We start from the raw sequence: 19,571 nt of genomic DNA on the forward strand, positions 1-19,571 counted from the left end.
TCCTATTGCAGATCAGCGATAACTGCCACCTATATGTGAACAAAACAAAAACATCCCAGCGTTTTTGTCAGGCCTCATTTACGGGAATTTAAATTCCCTCGGTAACTTATGATCCACAAGAGATGAGAGGAGCCAGCTTTTTCGGGCGAAGGCTCCCCGTGTTCTGTTTTCAGGCCTGCCTGCGGGACGCCAGCCCCGCCGGTATCAGCCGTTCCGGAAGGGGTTCGAGTTTTTCCATGGTTCAGAGATTCCAGTCGCTGTCCTTCAAGGTCATTGCTACTTTCATTCTGCTGACGGCGCTGTCGATCGCCGCCATCAACTGTCTCGCCTATTTCGCCAGCAGCCGCATTTCCGGCGAGCAGGCGCTGAAGGCCAAGGAGAGCGTGCTGATCTTTCGCGGCGACATGCTGCATGATCAGCTGGCGCAGCTGGAAAATCAGGCCAATTCGATCGCCCGCATCGAGGCGCTGCAGATGTCGATCACCAGCCTGAAGAGCGGCTGGAAAACCATCGAGAAGACCTCGGGCGATGTGCGCGCCGAGCTCAAGAAGGTGTTCATCACCGACAATCCGAACCCGGCCGGCGAGCGCGAGAAGCTGGTGAAGCCGGATGCGCCGAGCGGGTTCTATTATTCCAACCATGAGAAGACCCAGGGCGAAGTCGCACGCGATCTGCAAAACACGCCGTTCAGCGATCTCCTGATCGCCGATCTCGATGGTTTCGTGCTCTATTCCTACAAGAAGAACGACGATTTCGCCGAAAACCTGAAGTCGGATGCGTGGAAATCGACCGGCGCCGGCCTTGCTTTTGCCAAGGCGATCGAAAACACCGCCAAGGCCACCGACGATGGCGCGCCTGCCGGCTTCTCCGGCCTGCGGGTGGATGCGAACGGCGCGTCGGCGATCTTCTATGCCGTGCCTGTGGTCAAGCTCGGCCAGCCGAAGGGCGTGATGCTGTTTAAGGTGCGCGACGATGTCGTCGCCAGCATCCTCTCCAAGGGTATCGTTGCCGGAAGCACCGCGCAGGCGGCGATCGTCTCGGAAGACGGGTCGGCGGTGACGGTCAACGAGGCCGGCCGGTTGGCGACACTCGATACCGCGCCCTTCACCTTCCTGAAGGATGCGTTTGCCAATCCCGCGATGTCGGTCAACGATTTTAACCGTGCCGATGGTGCTGCGCGCGCCTATGTGAAGCCCGTCGATTATCAGGGTGCGCGCTATCTGGTGGTCGAGAGCATGCGTCTCAGCGAGATCAACGCCGGTTCGCTTGAAATCGCGATGCTGTTGACGATGATCGGCTGCGGCGTGCTCGTGGTGATGGCCGTTGCCACCGGGATCATCACCAAGATGCTGTTTTCGCCGCTGGCGAGGCTTGCCGGCGTCACGCGTGCGGTGGCCGATGGCGATCTCGAGGTCGAGATCGGCAGCCAGAACCGCCACGACGAGATCGGCACGATGGCCAAGGCGCTCGCTCGCTTCAAGCAGTCGCTCATCGACAGCCGCACGCTGGAGGCAGCCAGCGCGGAGACGCGCGAACGCGCCGACCGCGACCGCCAGCAGCACATGGCCGAGCGCGAGGCGGAGGCGAAGACGCTGCAGGAGGTGGTCGAGGCGATCGACGAAGGTCTGCTGCATCTGGCGAACGGCGATCTCGCCTACCAGATCGACCGTCGTTTCCCCAACGAGCTCGAGGGGCTGCGCCACAATTTCAACCAGGCGCTGGCTACGCTCAGCGACACGATGACGGCGATCGGCGGAAATTCGGCGGCGGTGCGTTCGGGCTCGGAAGAGATGCGCGCCGGTTCGGACGATCTTGCCGGCCGCACCGAGCGGCAGGCGGCGTCGATCACCGAGACGGCAAGCGCCATCGACGCGATCACCCAGTCGGTCCGCTCGCAGCTCGCGCGCGCCGAAGAGGCCGAGCGGATCGCCCGCGACGCCAAGCGCGAGACATCGGGTTCCGGCCAGATCATGCGCGACACGATCGCGGCCATGGAGGCGATCCAGGCCTCGTCGCGGCAGATCAATTCGATCATCTCGGTCATCGATTCCATCGCCTTCCAGACCAATCTGCTGGCGCTGAATGCCGGCGTCGAGGCGGCACGCGCCGGTGAAGCCGGCAAGGGTTTTGCGGTCGTGGCGCAGGAAGTGCGCGAGCTTGCGCAGCGTTCGTCGGGTGCTGCCAAGGAGATCTCGCATCTCCTGCAGAAATCCACGCATGAGGTGGAGGCCGGCGTATCGCTGGTCGAGCGGGCCGGTGTGGCGCTGACGGGCATCGGCGGTCATGTCGAGGCGATCAACGGCCAGATCAGCGAGATCATGGACGCAACCCGCGAGGAAGCCGAAACACTGCGCCAGATCAACACGGCGGTCGCCGAGCTCGATCAGATGACGCAGCAGAATGCGGCGATGGTTGAAGAGAGCACGGCTGCCATCCATCTGCTCGCCACCGAAGCGGTTGAGATGGACCGCCAGCTTGCCAATTTCACGCTGGCGCAGGGTGAGCATCAGCACAGCGCCGAAGTGCATGTGCTGCGGCGGCGTGGATAAGATATGCATTGAGGCCGCCGCTGCTCAACGTTGAAGCGGCGGTGCCGGATCTGCGTATGCTCAAGGTCCGGCTGTGGGCGATATCAGCGCCATCGCGAATGTTCTTCTCCGGTTTAGCCAGCCGTCGGACGACGCCACCAGCACGCCACTTGCCGCAAGCGCGCGATTGGCGTACATAAGCGCATCGCGAAAAGCGACCGCTTTCCTTGATCCGCTCAGTGGCGGAGTAAAACAGGTGGACGAATTGTCGTCCATGCGGTCAAGCACACACCATCCATGCCGCCTCAGGCATTGATCGGCCAGCGTTCCCAAACATCAATCGCCTGCATCGTCAGGCCCTATCGTGAGCCATCGGCGCCGGGTGCGTTCGTGCGCTTGCGTTCGATCGGAACACGCCATGACCACATCATCTGTGACCAGACCACTTCTCGTCATCTTCACTGCCATCGTTCTCGATGCCGTCGGCATCGGGCTTATCTTTCCCATTCTTCCCGCACTGCTCAAGGACGTCACCCACACCGACAACGTCGCCTCCACCATCGGCATCATGACCGCGCTCTATGCGACCATGCAGTTTATTTTTGCACCTGTGCTCGGCTCGCTCAGCGACCGGCTCGGCCGGCGGCCGGTGCTCTTGATCTCGCTTGGCGGTGCGGCCATCAACTATCTGTTCCTCGCCTTCGCACCCAGCCTCTGGATGCTGCTTCTCGGCCGCGCCATTGCCGGGCTCACCAGCGCCAATGTCTCCGTCGCATCGGCCTATATCACCGACATATCGCCCGAGGACAAACGCGCCCGCCGCTTCGGTCTCATCAATGCAATGTTCGGGGCCGGCTTCATTGTCGGCCCGGTGCTCGGCGGCGCGCTGGGCGATTATTGGCTGCGGCTGCCCTTCATCGCGGCGGCGGTGCTGAATGGCTGCAACCTGCTTCTCGCCTTCCTCATGCTGCCGGAATCGCGCAAACCCAGCCGGGAGAAGATCGATCTTGCGGCATTGAACCCGCTGCGGCCGCTTCATTGGCTCTTTTCCATGAAGAGCCTGCTGCCCATCGTTCTCATCTTCTTCATCTTCAGCGCCACGGGCGAGGTCTACGGCACCTGCTGGGCGCTATGGGGTGCGGACAGTTTCCAGTGGAACGGCCTTTGGGTCGGCCTTTCGCTCGGCGCCTTCGGCGTCTGCCAGACGCTCGCCCAGGCCTTCCTTCCGGGGCCTGCCGTCAAGCTGCTCGGCGAACGCGGCGCCATCCTGACCGGTGTCGCCAGCGCCTGCCTTTCGCTCGTCGTCATGGCGTTTGCCACGCGGGGATGGATGATCTTCGCGATCATGCCGCTCTTTGCGCTGGGCGGCATCGGTGTTCCGGCGCTGCAATCGCTGGCGACGCGGCAGGTCGACGAGAGCCAGCAGGGGCGGTTTCAGGGCGTGCTGTCGTCGGCGGTCAGCCTTGCCTCGATCGTCACGCCGCTTGGCTTCTCCAGCATCTACTTTCTCGTCAGGGCGCAATGGCCCGGCGCGATCTGGCTGTCCGTCATCGTCGTCTATGCGGTCAGCGTGCCGCTTGTCTGCGGATTGCGGTTCGGCAAGCCCGAGGCGGTTCCCGTTCCGTCTTCACCGTGAGCGGATACCAATTCACTGTCCGAGATTCCGAACAGCCCGTGCGGATTGTCCTGGCTTATCGATGGAACCAGACTGACCTATTTCTCGTCTTGATCGAAACGGAGAAAGACCATGCCCAATCTTGAGAAGCCAAACCTTGAGAAATCTGGAACATTCAAACTCGGCAACCGCACCGTCAAACGGCTCGGCTACGGTGCCATGCAGCTCGCCGGCAAGGGCGTCTTCGGGCCGCCGAGAGATCGCGCGGAAGCGGTGGCGGTGCTGCGCGAGGCGGTCGAGAGCGGTGTCGATCATATCGACACCAGCGATTTCTACGGCCCGCACGTCACCAACCAGATCATCAAGGAAGCGTTGCATCCCTACAAGGACGACCTCGTGATCGTCACCAAGATCGGGGCGATGCGCGGGGCGGATGCGTCGTGGAACCCGGCCTTTTCGAAGGAGGCGCTGACGCAGGCGGTGCACGACAACCTCAAGAACCTCGGCCTCGATGCGATCGAGGTGGTCAATTTGCGCGCCATGTTCGACGTGCACGGTCCGGCCGAGGGCTCGCTGGAAGAGCCGCTCACCGTGCTTGCGGACCTGCAGCGCCAGGGCCTCGTCAAGCATATCGGCCTCTCCAACGTCACCGCCAAGCAGATCGCAGACGGGCGCAAGATCACCGAGATCGTCTGCGTGCAGAACCAGTACAATCTCGCCCATCGCGGCGACGACGCGCTGATCGCGGAGCTTGCAGGCGAGGGGACGGCCTATGTGCCCTTTTTCCCGCTCGGCGGCTTCTCGCCGCTGCAGTCCTCGACGCTGTCGGATGTCGCGGCCGATCTCAAAGCTTCGCCGTTGCAGGTGGCGCTGGCCTGGCTGTTGCAGCGCGCGCCGAACATCCTGCTCATCCCCGGCACCTCCTCGCGCGGGCATCTGCGGGAGAACCTCGCTGTTGCCGATCTCGTGCTGCCCGCCGATGCCATCGCCAAGCTTGACGGTATCGGATCGGCGAAGGCCGGTTGATCTCTCCAACTCGATGACAGGTCCGCGCCGGTTGCCGTGCGCGGGCCTTTTTCGCGGTGAAAGCTTTGGTCCAGCGGTGTGGCTCCCTACATAGGGTGTCCAATCCAACCACCGACAGGCCGCGCCATGGTACCCTTCTCGATCCTCGATCTCTCACCCGTTGCCGAAGGCAGCACCATCAGGCAGTCGCTGGAGAGTTCGGCGCGGATGGCGCAGCGGGCCGAGGCGTTCCGCTATAACCGGTTCTGGCTGGCCGAACACCACGGCATGCCGGGGATCGCCAGTGCCGCCACCGCCGTGGTCATCGGCCATGTGGGAGCAGCCACGAAGAGGATCAGGATCGGATCGGGCGGCATCATGCTGCCGAACCATTCGCCGCTGGTGATTGCCGAGCAGTTCGGCACGCTGGAGGCGCTGTTTCCAGGCCGTGTCGATCTCGGGCTCGGGCGGGCGCCGGGCACCGATATGCGGACGGCGCAGGCGCTCAGGCGCAATCTCGATGCCAGCAGCTTCCCCAACGATGTCGTCGAATTGCAGCAGCTGCTCGGCGCGCCGGTCGAGAACCAGGCGATCCTCTCCGTGCCGGGAATGAACAGCAACGTGCCGATCTGGCTGCTCGGCTCCAGCCTATACAGCGCGCAGCTCGCCGGCATGCTCGGTCTTCCCTATGCGTTCGCCTCGCACTTCGCGCCGGATTCGCTGATGGAGGCGCTCGATATCTATCGCGACCGGTTCCAGCCATCGGCCGTGCTCGACAAGCCCTATGCGATGGTCGGCGTCATGGGATCGGTGGCGGAAACCGACGAGGAGGCCGCGTATCACTTCACCTCGGCGCAGCAGCAATTCGTCAACCTGCGCCGCAACGTGCGCGGCCAGTTCCCGAGGCCGCTCCAGGATATGGACAGCTTCTGGTCGCCGATGGAGAAGATGACGGTCGAGCATACGCTGCGCTACGCCGTGGTCGGGTCACCGAAGACGGCGGAGGCGAAGCTTGGCGAATTCCTGCGCGATACGCAGGCCGACGAGCTGATCATCTCGATGCCGATCCACGATATCGAGGCGCGGCTGAAGTCGGTCGAGTTGTTCGCCGGGCTCAACACGTTGATGCAGGCTGCTGCCTGACGGCAGCAACCGGGATGCAGGCCGCTGCCTGATGGCGGTGGCGGAGCCTCTAGTTGATCGTCTCGTTGGGATAGACGCCCCAGAGCGCCGATTGCCTGACGAAGCCGTCCAGATCGTGGCCGGTCACATCCACCTTGCACCAGCTGCCGTCGCAATGGCTGATCGCGACCCGAACGCGAGGGGTCAGCGAGGCCAGCTTGCGCGCCGAACTGCTCGGCCCGTCGCGCAAGGGTACGTGCGCCGATAGCCATGGCCCGACGATGGCGGTGCGGTTGCTCGACAGCAGCGCGCGGTGCATCCAGCCGGAAACGCCGTCGCTGTCGCGCACCTGGCGCCAGTTGCCGTATTCGGCGGTGATCTCCAGCGGCAGGCCGGGAACGCGGTAGATCCAGGCGATGCCGTAATCGAGCGAGGGGCCGACGCGCATGCGGGCCTCGCGCGACCGCAGCGACACGAAGCGAGGGACCTTCAGCCCGGTCTCGCGGCCCTTTGGGCCATTGTCTGCCTTCGCCGCGACGGGGGCTGGCTGCGACAGCAGCGGATTGGCGGCGATCGAGGTGCAGGCCAGCGCCATGCCGGCGAGGCAGATGGCCGCCGTGCGCTTCCAGCCGCGAGCAAGGCGGGCAGGGGACGGCACCCGGATGCCGTCCTTTCGAGCGCGCCTCATGCCGAGATGCGCTTCGTCAGTTTTGTCTTACGCATTGCGATCGGCTCAGTTGCACTGGGCCATGCGCTTCAGCGCGGCGGTGACGCCGTTCAGCGAGTAGGTGTAGCTGGTGGCGGTGCCGCGGCGCGAGACGGCGTCGACGGTCATGTCGCTGCCGCCACGCATGGAGTCGATCAGGTCCGGCTCCTTGGTCTCTTCCAGCACCCAGGCGGAGGAGCCCTTGGTGAACATGGTGAATTCCTTGCCGCCGATCTCCACCTTGGCGCGCGAGCCGGGCTTCAGATCATAGCCCATGATCGCCTGCGGCTCGTAATTGGTGCCACGGCCCGGCGCGCGGCCGACCACGAAATAGTTGCGGCCGTGATCGACGGCGGCGGGCTGCATGGTCTTGGGCACTGTCAGAATATAGCACACCGTCTTGCCCGAACGGTCGTAGGAATAGACACCCCAATCGTCGAACTGCTTGACCATGGATGGCTGCGCATGAGCCGTGACCGCGCCTGCGAGCGTGCCTGCAAGTGCGATGGAGAGCGAAAGGGATAGTCTTTTCATGGGTCGTTTTCCCGCCGAGAGAAGTAAATGAGGCTGGCCTTGAGGCAGACCGGCTGGAGCGAATGGGCGGCATTCAAAGCGGCCAGGGTTACCGAGGCCTTAACAAACACCCCGTGTTCACGGACGTGTTACCGCAAGACCCAAGTATGTGAGGATTTGCGCGGATAGACCTGTGGACAACAAAAAAACCGGCCGCGTTTCCGGGGCCGGTTTCTTGGGATTGCGATCGGAAGCGATCAGGCCGAGAGCTTGGCCAGAACTTCTTCCGAGACTTCGAAGTTCGAATAGACGTTCTGCACGTCGTCGTCGTCCTCGAGGCTGTCGATCAGCTTCAGCAGCGACTGGGCGCGCTCTTCGTCGACAGGCACGTTGTTCTGTGCACGCCAGACGGCCTTGACGGTTTCAGCTTCGCCGAGCGAGGCTTCCAGCGCCTTGGCGACTTCGCCGAGGGCTTCGAAACCGCAGGTGATGTAGTGGCCTTCTTCGTCGGTCTCGACGTCGTCGGCGCCGGCTTCGATCGCCGCTTCCATCATCTTGTCGGCATCGCCGGCTGCGAGCTTGTAGGTGATCTCGCCGACATGGTCGAAGGAGAAGGATACCGAGCCGGTTTCGCCCAGTGCGCCGCCGGCCTTGGTGAAGATCGAGCGGACGTTGGAGGCGGTGCGGTTGCGGTTGTCGGTCAGCGCTTCGACGATGATCGCGGTGCCGCCCGGGCCGTAGCCTTCGTAGCGCACTTCATCGTAGTTCTCGCCGTCGGCGCCGGCAGCTTTCTTGATGGCGCGGTCGATGTTGTCCTTCGGCATCGACTGGGCCTTGGCGTTCTGGATCGCCAGGCGCAGGCGGGCGTTCATCGTCGGGTCGGGCAGACCGGCCTTGGCGGCAACGGTGATTTCGCGCGCGAGCTTGGAGAACATTTTCGACCGCACGGCATCCTGACGGCCCTTGCGATGCATGATGTTTTTAAACTGTGAATGGCCAGCCATGGCACCCCTGTTCACGTCTTATTGTTGGGAATGGGCCGCCTTATAAGAGTGAAACGGGGCGCGTTCAAGGGAAAACAGGCGTGCCGGATGGCCGCGGCGTCGGGGCGTGGCGTCAATCGACGGTGTATTTGTTGCGGCTCGCGAAGAAGCCATGGCCGTCCTTGCGGCGGCAGTTGAGGCCGCTCTCATCGGACATGCAGGTGAATGGTCCGGCCTTCCAGCGATCGCCGTAGTTGAGGACGTTGACATCGTCGCAGCAGGCGGTGTCGCCTTCCATCTCGAAGATGAAGGCCTTGCCCGAGGCGGACAGGATCAGCCGGATGTATTTCGGCTCGATGCGGTCGCAGCCGAGCTCGGGGCCGCCGTCATCGGGCTTGTACATCTCCGTGCCGCCTTTCGGGATATAGGTGCAGCCGATGTTTCTGGACGGGGTGACGAAGACGATCTGGCCGTTTTCGTCGGGCATGAAGCTGCGATCGGCGGCGTCGGCGGGCGAGACCGACACAAACGACAATGCCGAGGCGAAGCCCAGCGTGACCAATGCCGCTATGCGCATGACGATCCCCCATATCCCCACGATACCAGGAGCGTAGCATCTGTTTTCACTTTGGGGAACAAAGCCCGCGAGATGACGTTTCAAACACGGACCATTCGAAACGGAAGGAAGCGCTATGGCTAGTTTCAACGAGGCACGGGAACACCCGGCACGCCAGCTCTGGGATCAGGTCAACGACATTCATGCCGGCATGCTCGGCGTCGATGGCGCCGACATGCACATGCAGCCCATGGCGCCGAACGCCGATCCCAAGACCAATACCATCTGGTTCTACACCAAGTCGGACGCGGAGATCGTGCGGGCGATCAAGCCCGGAACGCGCGCGCATTTCTGTGTGGTCGGCAAGGATCACGACTACCACGCCTGCCTCGCCGGCAAGATCGAGGTTCGCCAGGATGCCTCCAAGATCGAGGAATACTGGAACTCGGTGGTGGCCGCGTGGTACGAGGATGGCAAGAAGGACCCGAAACTGACGATGCTCGCGATGCATGTCGACGATGCCGAAATCTGGGTGTCGACCGGCAGCAAGCTGAAATTCGGCTGGGAAATCGCCAAGGCCAATCTCGACGAGGACAAGATGCCCGATGTCGGCGTGCGACAGCATCTGCAGTTTGCTTGAGTTGGGCCTGGTAGCGAGGTCGATCGAGGCCCGGGAGCTTTGGCTCCTGGGCTTTTTTGCTGCAGGGGAAGCGTTGGCGGCGCTCCGGTCAGTAGTTCATGATGCCGCAGAGCGTTGCAAATTGCAGCGCTATGCCGGGTGCCCTGCTGATCGTCTGGGAAATGACGGACCGGGAATAGCGCGTCTCGGCGATATCCGGGAAGACCTGCCGTGCCACGCCTTCAATGCAGGCGCATTGCCCCGGCGGGCGGTCCAGCGTGCAGGAGCGAACCAGGAGCGAGGGACGCTCGGTATCGGTCGACCCGCTCGCCAGAAGCTCGAACATGGCGGCAAGGTAGTCAGAACCGCAGCCGATCGATTTTGCCATAAGGCTGCCTTCCGCGAAACCTGCCTGTCTCTGCAGCGAGCGCGTCAGGATGTCGCCGACACCACCTTGCTGATCGAAATCGAGGCCAGTCAGCAGTTGTGTGCCCTGAAGCAGCAGCCCAAGCAGGCGCAGGCGGACGTCGGGTGCCGGTTGTCCGCATGTCTCGCCAGTATAGGCGAGGATGCCGGACAGAAACAGCTTGTCGTCTCCCGTCAGGTTGCGGGCTTCTCCCGAGGTGATCGCATTCAGCAGCGGCAAGCGGTGCGGCCCTATGGATTCGTAGGGAACGCGGATTCCGGCCATTTTCTGGCGCGCCGCCTCGCGTTTGCCGGCGGCCTGTCCCTCCTGTTCTCCGACGCCGATTTCCGCAAGCCTTGCGAGGATGGGCGCGAGCTTCTCCGACATGATCGAGGGGCGGGCGTCGCTGATGCCTGAGGCCTGGGCGCCGATATAGGCCAAGATGTCGGCCGTTACCGTCATCGGCTGCGTCGCGCGAACGATCTCCTCCAGCTTCGCTTCGGCGCCGGCATTGATCGCCTCGACATTGGCCGGAATGGCGAGCGGATCGGGGTAGTCGACGGCCTGCGCGCCATCGGAGTACCAGGTGACCACCTTGTAGAGCGCCTTCGATATCCCCTCCGGCGAGAAGAGGTCCTGCGACAGCGTGCCGTCCGACGCCTGGAACATGCTGCTTCCCGTCAGGCTGCATTCGAATGCCAGCCTGGCGATGTCGATGTTGCCGGCACCCTGCCGCTGCCGTGCGGACAATGCGGTTTCGATCATGGCGGCCCTGCCGGCATCAAAGGCGTTGAGGGCGGGGTAAAGGTTGATCTTGAGTTCACGCGCCGTGTTTCGGGCGGCGCCCATGGTTGCGACCAGCGGCCGAAGGTCCTCGGCGCAGACCGAGGCCAGGCTTTTCTTTTGGTCGACCGGGCGGCGCTTCAGGGAGATCACGCCGCCGGTCGCCGCCTCGCTGTAGAAGAGCCGGCCCTTCGCCACCCAGTCCGTCGGGCCGCCATCGGCAAACACCTGCAGGCTGCCTTTCGAGAGGGCATCGACGCGTCGCCCCGGCATGCTCGTATAGGGGACCGGCCCCTTCTTCGGGTAGGGTTCCTCCGCTTCGGCTGGGACGAGCGCCAGGCCTTCGCGGGCAATGGTTTTGTCCTCGACCAGGGCGTAGGCGTAGCGCTTGTCACCAAGCGACAGTGCCACGTCGAACATGCGGCCGGCGCCGCCCGTCGCACTTGGCGAGACCTCAAGCGAAAGCGGTGTGACTTGGGTGACGCGCTGGTCGATGTTCTGCGGGATCGCGCCCATGAACTCGCCCTGGTAGACCGCGCCGTCGAAGATCCCGGCGAAAGACTGGTACTGCGGCGGCACTGCCTGGCGCTGCTGTTTTCCTGGAGCCGGCTCTGCGGTCGGCCTCAGGTAGATGCCATAGCATTGCAATTCGTCCGCCACCGCCTTGAATGGCCCATCCTGGCGCGTGCCGCCGTTGAGCACGAGGTCGAAGCCGATGCCCTGGTAGGGGCCATCGGTCTTGGTCTCGGCCTGAATGACGATCCTGCGCCCGTCCTGCTCGGCGCGGCCGCGGAATTCGGTGAAGGATGCGAAGCGCTTGCGGCGCAGGTGTATTGTGGTGTCGAAACCATCCTTGTCGGCCGCATGGAATTCGACCCGGACCACCATGGGACCGGTCTGGCACTTGGCATCGGCATCCTGAAACGCGCCCTGCGGCAGCCTGCCGGCTGCGCCCTTGGTGGAACCGTTCCTCCGTACAGGCAAATTGTCGCTCTTCGACGAGGTCTCGGTGTCGCCATTCGTCAGGCTTCCGGGAGCGGTCGTTCCTCTGGCGACCCGAAACTTGCCGCATCTCTGCATGCTGCCGCTGATGGTCTTTCCGTCCTTCGACAGCAGGCCTGAAAAGCCAACCATGGAATAGCCTGACGGCATCTCGATCTCTCGCACCGGGCGCGCCCGCACGACGCCTCTGTTCGACTTGAAGGATGTCGCGATCGTGTAGCGACCCGAATTGCCGTCGGGGTAATTGAATATGAAAGTGCCGGCCTCGCCGTCGAGTTCAAGCACCAGCCTCGCCTCCACGCCGTTGCAGAGATAGGATCCGGTCCATGTTCCCGTCAGCGCGTCGCTCTCGGCGGCCGATGCTGGCTGCAGCCATGCGGATGAAATCAATATCAACGCGCCGATGGCTGAAAAAATCCGAAATGTGAATGTATTTATTCTCGCCTTGTGGAATAAAATAAATTCTCGATTAAGCGTAGCCAAGGGAAATGATCCTTCCGTGAACGGTCATTTCCAGAGGTCTATTACATTTAAGCAGCTTTTAATCTAAGTCTTTCGATGGATGCATTTTAATAGTCGACGTTTTTCGGAATTTGTACTTACTACTTTGTCTGCGGGCGAATTTTCACTGCATCCCCTTCGCCACATAGATCTGCGGCTTCTTCGGCAGCGTGCGCATCGAGACGTCGATGCTGTTGCCCGTGGCGTAGACGACGTCGAAGTCGGGGCCGAACATGGAGAGGAAGTTGGCGAGTGGGCGTTGCTGGTGCATCGGTAACACCAGCGAGGAGCGCAGGCGCTTGATGATGCGGCTCATGCTGTCGGCGCCCATGGTGAGCCCGCCGTCGACGGGAACCATGACGATATCGAGCCGGCCGATCTCGGTGTAATGCGCGTCGGTCAGTTCGTAGTGCAGGTGGCCGAGATGGCCGATGCAGAGGCCTGCGACCTCGAAGATGAAGATGGAATTGCCATCCGCCTGCGGCGCGCCGTAGCCGCCCCTGATGTCGGTGGTGACGTTGCGGATGTAGGTGTCGCCGACCGTGAGGTCGATCTTCGCCTTTTCGCCCGGCACGTCGCTCCAGCCATGCAGCACGTATTTGATCGCCGGATCGGGCGTCAGTGTGTAGTGCGAGGAGTGGGCGCGGTTCATCGTTGCCACCATCGGCATGCGCGGCGGCGTGTACCAGCCGCTGTAGTCCGTGGCGATGCTGACGCCGCCAGGCGTTTCGATCAGGAAGGTGGAGTGGCCGATATAGGTGAGCGTCACCGTCTCGTTGTCCGCTGCGCCCGCGATCGGGACGGCGCCGGAGAAACTCGCGAATGTCGCTTTGGGGATGGATTGCGCGATCGCCTGACATTGGCTGACGTTGCGGCGCGCTTCCTGCGCCTGCGCGGCGTCAGGGCCCAACCAACCCGGCAGCAGTCCGGAGAGGGTGGTCATTGCGAAGACAAGAAAATGCAGCTTCATGCCACGTCCCCAGCGCTTTCACTGGCAAAAGGATGCGGCAAGGGTTGGCAGCGGTCCAGATCAAATCCGGACCGCGACGCTCACTTTTCCGTCACTGGAACATGGTGCCCGGATTAGCGCCAGAATTCCGGGATGGTTTCCGACAGTCTCGGGCCGAGGCGTAGCGGCGCGATCTTTTCCGCAAGACCCGTCGCATCCGAGATTTCGACGCCGACGCCGCAGATGGTGGCAGGGCCGGTGGCTGCCTCCATGCGGCCCTTCGGCATCTTCGAGATGAAGCGGTTCAGCGGCTCTTCCTTGTCCATGCCGAGCGAACTGTCATAGTCGCCGCACATGCCGGCGTCGGAGAGGTAGGCGGTGCCGCCGTTCAGGATCTGGTGGTCGGCCGTGGGCACATGCGTGTGGGTGCCGACGACGAAGGAGGCGCGGCCATCGACGAAGTGGCCGAAGCACTGCTTCTCGCTGGTGGCTTCCGCGTGGAAATCGAAGATGATCGCATCGGCCTGTTCCTTCAGCGGGCAGGCGTCGAGAATGGTCTCTGCCGCCTTGAAGGGGTCGTCGAGCTCGGGATGCATGAAGACGCGGCCCATGACGTTGGCAACCAGCACGCGGGCGCCGTTGCGGGCGTAGAACAGGCCGGAGCCGCGGCCGGGCGTGCCCTGCGGATAGTTGGCGGGGCGCAGGAACTGGTCGTTGCGACCGGCGAAAGCGACCGCTTCCTTCTGGTCCCAGACGTGATTGCCCGTCGTCACCACGTCGGCGCCGGCATTGATGGTCTCGAGAAAGATGTCCTCGGTGATGCCGAAACCGCCGGCGGCGTTTTCACCGTTGACGACGACGAAGTCGAGCTTCAGGTCCGATATCAGGCCGGGGAGGCGATCCCACACCGCCGTGCGTCCCGTCTTGCCGACCATGTCACCCAAAAAAAGCAGTCGCATTGCTATCCAATCCAAGAGGCAAAAAAGCGCAGGCCGCTTTCTGTCAGGATGGCATCCAGGCTTACATCGTGCGGCTCGTCGGGCACATGTGCCACTTCCTGGCAGTCGAATGCAATGCCGATGAGTTTCGGATGCATGCCTTTTTGCCTCAAACGGTCGATCGCGCGGTCATAATGGCCGGCGCCGTAGCCGATCCGGTGGCCGCGTCTGTCGAAGGCGGAAAGCGGTACCAGCAGAATCTCGGGGTCGAGAACCGGTGCGTCGGGGCCGGGGCCTGATGTGCCGAAGCCTGTCGATACCAGCGGCGCGCCATCGACGAGTTCGCGGAAAGCGATGGTCTGGCGGTCGAGAATGGCGGGGACACAGAGCCTGGCACCGCGTGCGCGAAACCGCGCCATCAGCGGGCGAAGATCGGCTTCCGAGCGGATCGGCAGGAAGCCGGAGATGATGGTGCCGGGATCAAAGGCGATGGCCTCGCCGGCGTGTTCGGCCATGGCGAGGCTCATCGCGGCCCTGGTTTCCACGGGAATGGCGTCTCTCAGCGCCAGCCTTTCGGCACGCATCGTGGCCTTGATGTCTTTTGCGTTCATGGTGTCCGCCTTGCTCTCTTGGCGGGACAATAGAACGCCGGGCGCGCAATGCAACGCGCGTAAGCAAAAGCAACGCGCGAATGCGACGTTCATACGTCAGGCCGCCGGCTGTGTCGCGAGCGCGTGGATGGTTTCCTCGAAGAGCGGCAGTCCACCGGGCTGCCAGCCCAGCGCCTGCAGCTTGGTCGTGTCCATCGGCGTCAGCAGCGTTTTGTCGGCGGCTACAGGCAGGCGGTTGGCGCAATCGTGTTCCCAGCGGATCGGCTCGAGAATATCCCAGGTGTCGAGCGCGAGGTCGGAGACGTTGAAGGTCTCGCCGGAAATGCGACCGGCATCTGCCTCGAGCATGACGCGGACGGCCTTGCCGACATCCTGGCCGTGCACTTCGGTTCCGGCCCGCGCCGGGATCGGTCGGCCGCTCAGATAGTCGCCGAACAGCTTGTCCCATTTGTTGGGGCGCAGATTGCCGTAGACGCCGGTGAGGCGCAGGCTGGCGGTCGCGAAGCCGGGGGCGGCCAGATGCGCCAGGCTGCGTTCGGCGTCGAGCTTGGTCTGGCCGTAGAGCGTTTCCGGCTTTTCCTGTGTGGCTTCCGTCAGCGTCGTTCCCGGCGGGTGTTCGCCATAGGCGGCACGGCTGGAGATGAAGATGCAGCGGCGCGTGCCGGCGCGCTTGGCGGCCTCGAACAGGCGCACGGTGCCATCGAGATTGAGGCGCTTGAAGGTTTCGGGATCGTCGCCTTCGCCGCCGCGATATTTGCCCGGCGCGTGGTGGAAGGCGGCGTGCACGAAGAAATAGGCGTCGTCGAAGGCCTCGATATGGTCCTTCTCGGGATCGAGCGACAGCGGCGCGAAATCGACGGGGCGGGAGAAGGCGCGCGGCAGCGGGGCATGGCGGCCACCGATGATGACCGAATATCCGGCTGCAAGCAGTTCCTCGACGATATAGCGACCGACAAGTCCTGTTCCACCCGATACCAGTACCTTCATGCTGCCCCTTTCGGATTGGCCATGGCCGATATGTCCGGCACGTCCTTGCCCATGTAGAATGCCTGCCACAGGTCGATCAGCGGCCGCAGGCTTTCCGCCTTCGGATGATCTGTCTCCCATGGCTTTTCATACTGGTAATGCAGGACGGAAATACTGTTCCAGTCCCAAAGCGCAGGCATGGTAAACCAGACATATTGTAGCATGTTGAAATAAACAGGTAGACCATGCCATTCCGGGAAAAACGCCTGCAGGAAGGTTTGGTCGGTGCGTTTCCACAGGATTTCCGGCTGGTCGAGGCGCTCCAGCATGGCGCTGAATGTGTCCCTCGAGGGCTTGGCGACGAAGACGCCGGAGTTCATGCGGTGAAAATCGGCGAGCGATTCGTAGACATTCGGGGCGGCGGAGAATTCGGGGTAGGCGAATAGCCGGTCGATATTGCGCAGCACGATGGCGTCGGCGTCGATGAAGACGCAGGTCGTGTATTCGGTCAGTTCCCAGAGGCGCAGCTTGCAGAAATTGTCGAGCGGCGAGTGGAAGAGTGGCTTGCGGCCCTTTGTGAAGGGGGCGGCGGCGTGGATTTTGCCGCGCGCGTGGCGCTCGTTGAAGGCGCCCGACAGCGGCAGGTGTTCGACGGGGAGGAGGCGGCAGCCGAGGGTGCGCAAGGGGTCGAGGTCAGCTTCGATGACGCCGCCGGTGTGGAGGACGACGATGTCGGCAGTGGTGTGGGTCATGCGCAGCGAGCGGGCCAGCGCCGTGGCGCCCATGGCGTAGTCGGCGTTGGTGACGAGGGTGACGTAGGCGTGGGGGGAGGTCATTGTCAGTGGGTCACGACACCGACTTCAATCGCTTGCCCTCGGGATCATGGTTGATCGTCGGCGCGATATCCCGCGTCCAGGCCGACACCGCCGGCACGCGGCTGCGATCGACGCGATAGGCGAACTTCTTCGCGACGTCGACGATCTCGCCCATCAGTCCCGTCTTCAGCGTGATCGGATCAAGGCCGAGGTTGCGGAACTTGTCGTTCTTCACGATCAGCTCGTTTTCCGGCGCTTCCTTGCGCGGATTGGGCAGCCAGGCGATCTCGGCGCCGGTCAGCTTCGCAATCATCTCGGCGAGGTCCCGGACGCGGTGGGTTTCGGTCATTTGGTTGAAGATCTCGACACGAGCACCGCGCGTCGGCGGGTTCTTCAGTGCCAGCTCGATGCAGCGCACGGAATCCTGGATGTGGATGAAGGCGCGGGTCTGGCCGCCGGTGCCGTGGACGGTCAGCGGATAGCCGATCGCCGCCTGGATCAGGAAGCGGTTCAGAACGGTGCCGTAGTCGCCGTCATAGTCGAAGCGGTTGACCAGCTGCTCGTGGCGGCGTGTCTGTTCGGTGTGGGTGCCCCAGACGATGCCCTGATGCAGATCGGTGATACGGAGGCCGTCGTTCTTGGCGTAGAAATGGAAGAGCGTCTGATCCAGGCACTTGGTCATGTGGTAGATCGAGCCGGGATTGGCGGGGTAGAGGATTTCCTGGCTCACGGTTTCGCCGCTCGTCGTCTCGATGCCGACGGGCAGGTACCCCTCGGGTATGGCGGCGCCAACCGTCGAATAGCCGTAGACGCCCATGGTGCCCAGGTGGATCAGATGCGCGTCGAGCTGCAGTTCGACCAGCGCGTTCAGGAGATTGTGCGTGGCGTTGATGTTGTTATTGACGGTGTAGTTCTTGTGCCGGTCGCTCTTCATCGAATAGGGCGCGGCGCGCTGCTCGGCGAAGTGGATGATGGCGTCGGGCCGGTTTTCGGCGAGCCACTTCTTCAGGAGCTCGTAATCCCTCGCGAGGTCGATCAGGTTGAAGTGGATGCGGCGGCCAGTCTCGGCGTGCCAGATGCGGGTGCGCTCCTGGATCGAGTCCATCGGGGTCAGCGACTGGACGCCGAGTTCGGTGTCGATCCAGCGTCGCGAGAGGTTGTCGAGGATGTGAACATCGTGGCCGGCGTCCGACAGATGCAATGATGTTGGCCAGCCGATAAATCCATCTCCGCCCATCACCGCAATCTTCATGGTGTCGTCTCCTTGTTGGCCTTCGCTATCGAGGATTACTTAGAAAGCGTGACAATTGTTCAATGCTTGCAAGGCTGAATGTCTTCAGCCAAAGAGGGCGCGCGACTTTGGAGAAAATTATGGCGGACGGTGTGCATTTGATCTCTGGTGAACTGACGGAAGCGGGCCATCGCCTGCTGCAGCGGGTCTACTACGAGGACACCGATTTCTCCGGTCTGGTCTATCACGCCCGCTACCTGCACTTCCTCGAGCGCGGCCGCACCGACTACCTGCGCTGCCTCGGTGTCGAGCAGCGCGAGCTGATCACCGCGGACGAGGAGGGGCTGGTCTTCGTCGTCCACCGCATGGAGATCGACTTCAAGTCGCCGGCGCGCATGGACGATATCCTGACGGTGACGACGCGCACCGAAAAGGCCGGCGGCGCCAAGATGGTGCTCGCGCAGGAGATCCGCCGCGACGACACGCTCCTGATCGCCGCCAAGGTGATCATCGCCGTCATCAACGCCAGCGGCCGTCCTCGGCGGCTGCCGGAGGGGTTGGCGAAGCAGATGATGATCGAGGTCTAATTTAAATCAAACGTCCGGCGCCATCCTTGAATTTTTACCCTCAAAGGGTAATATTGGTTATGGAGAAACGGACGGCGCATTACGATCTTGCGGCGATTGTCGTGGTGGTGAAAACCCGCCGCGCCGCAGCTTTCACCAAAACCGCGATCGACGGCGGCAGAGCGATGGGACTGACGATCTCGGAGATGATCGATGTGATCTGCGGTCTGAAAAGAAGAGATCTCTACAAGTCGATGACCACATATGCCGACAGTTCCGTGTGGCAGGACGTCTACCATGCAGATACGCCAGCCGGCATGGCTTATGTGAAGGTAACGCTTCGGGCCGATGGCGCGCCGGTGATACAGTTCAAGGAGTTGGGTTCATGACCAAGCTGTGTGTTTGCTGCGAGGCGAAGCGCGAGATGGTGCCCTTTGCCAATGAAACGCATCTGGTCGTTTTTCGCGATATGACGGCGGATGTGAAGGGCCTGTCCGGTTTTCGGTGCGGCGCCTGTGGTGAGATCGAATATGATCAGGAAAGCGCCGAGCGTTATGCGGCAGCCGGCGACGCCTTGGTGCTCGAAGCCCGCAAAGCGCTCGGCAGCGAGTTGCGTCGCATCCGCAAGAAACTCAGGATCAATCAGGTTGAAGCATCCGAGCTGACGGGTGGGGGGCACAACGCGTTTTCGCGCTACGAGACCGGGAAGGTCATGCCGACGCCCGCCGTCGTCAATCTCTTCCGTCTGCTTGATCGCGATCCCGGCGCTATCAAGGAGCTGAAGCGGGCGTGATGCGTGCTGCTAACCGGTGTTCGGGAGGAGCCCTTCCGTTACCGCATTGCCGCCATGCATGGATATGGCCAACCAGCCCTTGCAAAAACATGACTTTCATGTGAAGGAATTGCCGCGCGCAAGGTTTGTGCGGTTTTGGTCATCGATCGGAGATCTGGCCAAGTATTCCAAGGGATCATCCTCTCGCCAATAGTCAGCCTTTTATGATCCGGCGCTAACGAACTATTAACGATAATAGTGTCTTACTCGGATTGTCAGAGTTTGTGCGGTGCACGCCTTCCTTTGACCAAATTTGACGGCAAGGAAGGCGGATAAGAGCTTGGAAGCTTGACCAGGGCTTTGGGCGGCGGCAGCCAGACATAT

General features: G+C 62.5%; 19 protein-coding genes. 8 read left to right on the forward strand and 11 right to left on the reverse strand.

Features of this window, described 5'->3' with window-relative positions; translation table 11 throughout:
* Nucleotides 1-236 precede the first annotated feature (236 nt).
* From ACIQUB_RS19790 to ACIQUB_RS19805, 4 genes are all read left to right on the forward strand, one after another.
* Complete coding sequence (locus ACIQUB_RS19790) at nucleotides 237-2,549, forward strand: methyl-accepting chemotaxis protein (RefSeq protein ID WP_113239178.1); 2,313 nt, start codon at nucleotides 237-239, stop codon at nucleotides 2,547-2,549.
* A gap of 412 nt (nucleotides 2,550-2,961) precedes the next feature.
* On the forward strand, nucleotides 2,962-4,164 hold the full coding sequence (locus tag ACIQUB_RS19795; protein WP_113239197.1) for a TCR/Tet family MFS transporter: 1,203 nt from the start codon (nucleotides 2,962-2,964) through the stop codon (nucleotides 4,162-4,164).
* A gap of 111 nt (nucleotides 4,165-4,275) precedes the next feature.
* On the forward strand, nucleotides 4,276-5,169 hold the full coding sequence (locus ACIQUB_RS19800) for an aldo/keto reductase family oxidoreductase (protein ID WP_113239177.1): 894 nt from the start codon (nucleotides 4,276-4,278) through the stop codon (nucleotides 5,167-5,169).
* A 126-nt stretch (nucleotides 5,170-5,295) separates the two neighbouring features.
* Nucleotides 5,296-6,291 carry an LLM class flavin-dependent oxidoreductase gene (locus ACIQUB_RS19805; protein WP_402931456.1) on the forward strand — a complete coding sequence of 332 codons (996 nt, stop codon included), beginning with the start codon at nucleotides 5,296-5,298 and terminating at the stop codon, nucleotides 6,289-6,291.
* A gap of 49 nt (nucleotides 6,292-6,340) precedes the next feature.
* On the opposite strand, the gene ACIQUB_RS19810 is transcribed toward ACIQUB_RS19805, so the two are convergent.
* The 4 genes from ACIQUB_RS19810 to ACIQUB_RS19825 all read right to left on the reverse strand — a co-directional run bounded on the left by ACIQUB_RS19810 (nucleotide 6,341) and on the right by ACIQUB_RS19825 (nucleotide 9,049).
* On the reverse strand, nucleotides 6,341-6,958 hold the full coding sequence (locus ACIQUB_RS19810; RefSeq protein WP_113239175.1) for an SH3 domain-containing protein: 618 nt from the start codon (nucleotides 6,956-6,958) through the stop codon (nucleotides 6,341-6,343).
* Between the two features lie 45 nt (nucleotides 6,959-7,003).
* Nucleotides 7,004-7,510: an invasion associated locus B family protein gene (locus ACIQUB_RS19815; protein WP_018899638.1), complete on the reverse strand. Its 507-nt coding sequence runs from the start codon at nucleotides 7,508-7,510 to the stop codon at nucleotides 7,004-7,006.
* 236 nt (nucleotides 7,511-7,746) lie between these two features.
* Entirely contained in the window at nucleotides 7,747-8,493 is a 747-nt protein-coding gene (locus tag ACIQUB_RS19820) for a YebC/PmpR family DNA-binding transcriptional regulator (RefSeq protein WP_047509355.1), read from the reverse strand.
* Between the two features lie 112 nt (nucleotides 8,494-8,605).
* Nucleotides 8,606-9,049, reverse strand: a complete 444-nt coding sequence (locus ACIQUB_RS19825) for a DUF6636 domain-containing protein (protein ID WP_113239174.1) — start codon at nucleotides 9,047-9,049, stop codon at nucleotides 8,606-8,608.
* Nucleotides 9,050-9,164: 115 nt separating this feature from the next.
* Here ACIQUB_RS19825 and ACIQUB_RS19830 point away from each other — a divergent pair, with 115 nt between their 5' ends.
* Entirely contained in the window at nucleotides 9,165-9,668 is a 504-nt protein-coding gene (locus ACIQUB_RS19830; RefSeq protein ID WP_018899635.1) for a pyridoxamine 5'-phosphate oxidase family protein, read from the forward strand.
* Nucleotides 9,669-9,756: 88 nt separating this feature from the next.
* Here the strand turns inward: ACIQUB_RS19830 and ACIQUB_RS19835 are convergent, their stop codons facing one another.
* The 7 genes from ACIQUB_RS19835 to ACIQUB_RS19865 all read right to left on the reverse strand — a co-directional run bounded on the left by ACIQUB_RS19835 (nucleotide 9,757) and on the right by ACIQUB_RS19865 (nucleotide 17,870).
* The gene (locus ACIQUB_RS19835) at nucleotides 9,757-12,228 is read right to left on the reverse strand and encodes a hypothetical protein (protein ID WP_113239173.1); all 2,472 of its coding nucleotides are present in this window, start codon (nucleotides 12,226-12,228) and stop codon (nucleotides 9,757-9,759) included.
* 235 nt (nucleotides 12,229-12,463) lie between these two features.
* On the reverse strand, nucleotides 12,464-13,309 hold the full coding sequence (locus tag ACIQUB_RS19840) for an MBL fold metallo-hydrolase (RefSeq protein ID WP_113239172.1): 846 nt from the start codon (nucleotides 13,307-13,309) through the stop codon (nucleotides 12,464-12,466).
* Between the two features lie 113 nt (nucleotides 13,310-13,422).
* The gene (locus ACIQUB_RS19845; RefSeq protein ID WP_026283224.1) at nucleotides 13,423-14,247 is read right to left on the reverse strand and encodes a TIGR00282 family metallophosphoesterase; all 825 of its coding nucleotides are present in this window, start codon (nucleotides 14,245-14,247) and stop codon (nucleotides 13,423-13,425) included.
* Nucleotides 14,248-14,249: 2 nt separating this feature from the next.
* Nucleotides 14,250-14,837, reverse strand: coding sequence for a 5-formyltetrahydrofolate cyclo-ligase (locus ACIQUB_RS19850; RefSeq protein ID WP_113239171.1), 588 nt, complete (start codon nucleotides 14,835-14,837; stop codon nucleotides 14,250-14,252).
* A gap of 96 nt (nucleotides 14,838-14,933) precedes the next feature.
* On the reverse strand, nucleotides 14,934-15,824 hold the full coding sequence (locus ACIQUB_RS19855) for an NAD(P)-dependent oxidoreductase (protein WP_113239170.1): 891 nt from the start codon (nucleotides 15,822-15,824) through the stop codon (nucleotides 14,934-14,936).
* Entirely contained in the window at nucleotides 15,821-16,639 is an 819-nt protein-coding gene (locus ACIQUB_RS19860; RefSeq protein ID WP_402931462.1) for a glycosyltransferase, read from the reverse strand. The genes ACIQUB_RS19855 and ACIQUB_RS19860 overlap by 4 nt, the downstream gene beginning before the upstream one ends.
* A gap of 10 nt (nucleotides 16,640-16,649) precedes the next feature.
* Nucleotides 16,650-17,870, reverse strand: coding sequence for an NAD-dependent epimerase/dehydratase family protein (locus ACIQUB_RS19865; RefSeq protein ID WP_113239168.1), 1,221 nt, complete (start codon nucleotides 17,868-17,870; stop codon nucleotides 16,650-16,652).
* Nucleotides 17,871-17,989: 119 nt separating this feature from the next.
* On the opposite strand from ACIQUB_RS19865, the gene ybgC reads away from it, so the two are divergent.
* From ybgC to ACIQUB_RS19880, 3 genes are read left to right on the forward strand one after another with little or no spacing between them, the layout of a single operon-like run.
* Nucleotides 17,990-18,436, forward strand: coding sequence for a tol-pal system-associated acyl-CoA thioesterase (gene ybgC / locus ACIQUB_RS19870; RefSeq protein ID WP_113008766.1), 447 nt, complete (start codon nucleotides 17,990-17,992; stop codon nucleotides 18,434-18,436).
* Between the two features lie 59 nt (nucleotides 18,437-18,495).
* Nucleotides 18,496-18,804: a type II toxin-antitoxin system MqsR family toxin gene (locus ACIQUB_RS19875; RefSeq protein WP_402931465.1), complete on the forward strand. Its 309-nt coding sequence runs from the start codon at nucleotides 18,496-18,498 to the stop codon at nucleotides 18,802-18,804.
* A complete protein-coding gene (locus tag ACIQUB_RS19880) occupies nucleotides 18,801-19,208 on the forward strand; it encodes a type II toxin-antitoxin system MqsA family antitoxin (protein WP_113239166.1) in 408 nt (135 codons plus the stop codon). Before ACIQUB_RS19875 ends, ACIQUB_RS19880 begins: the two co-directional genes overlap by 4 nt.
* Nucleotides 19,209-19,571 lie beyond the last annotated feature (363 nt).

This window comes from Rhizobium sp. NPDC090275, from assembly GCF_044772225.1.
Classification (GTDB): Bacteria; Pseudomonadota; Alphaproteobacteria; order Rhizobiales; family Rhizobiaceae; genus Rhizobium.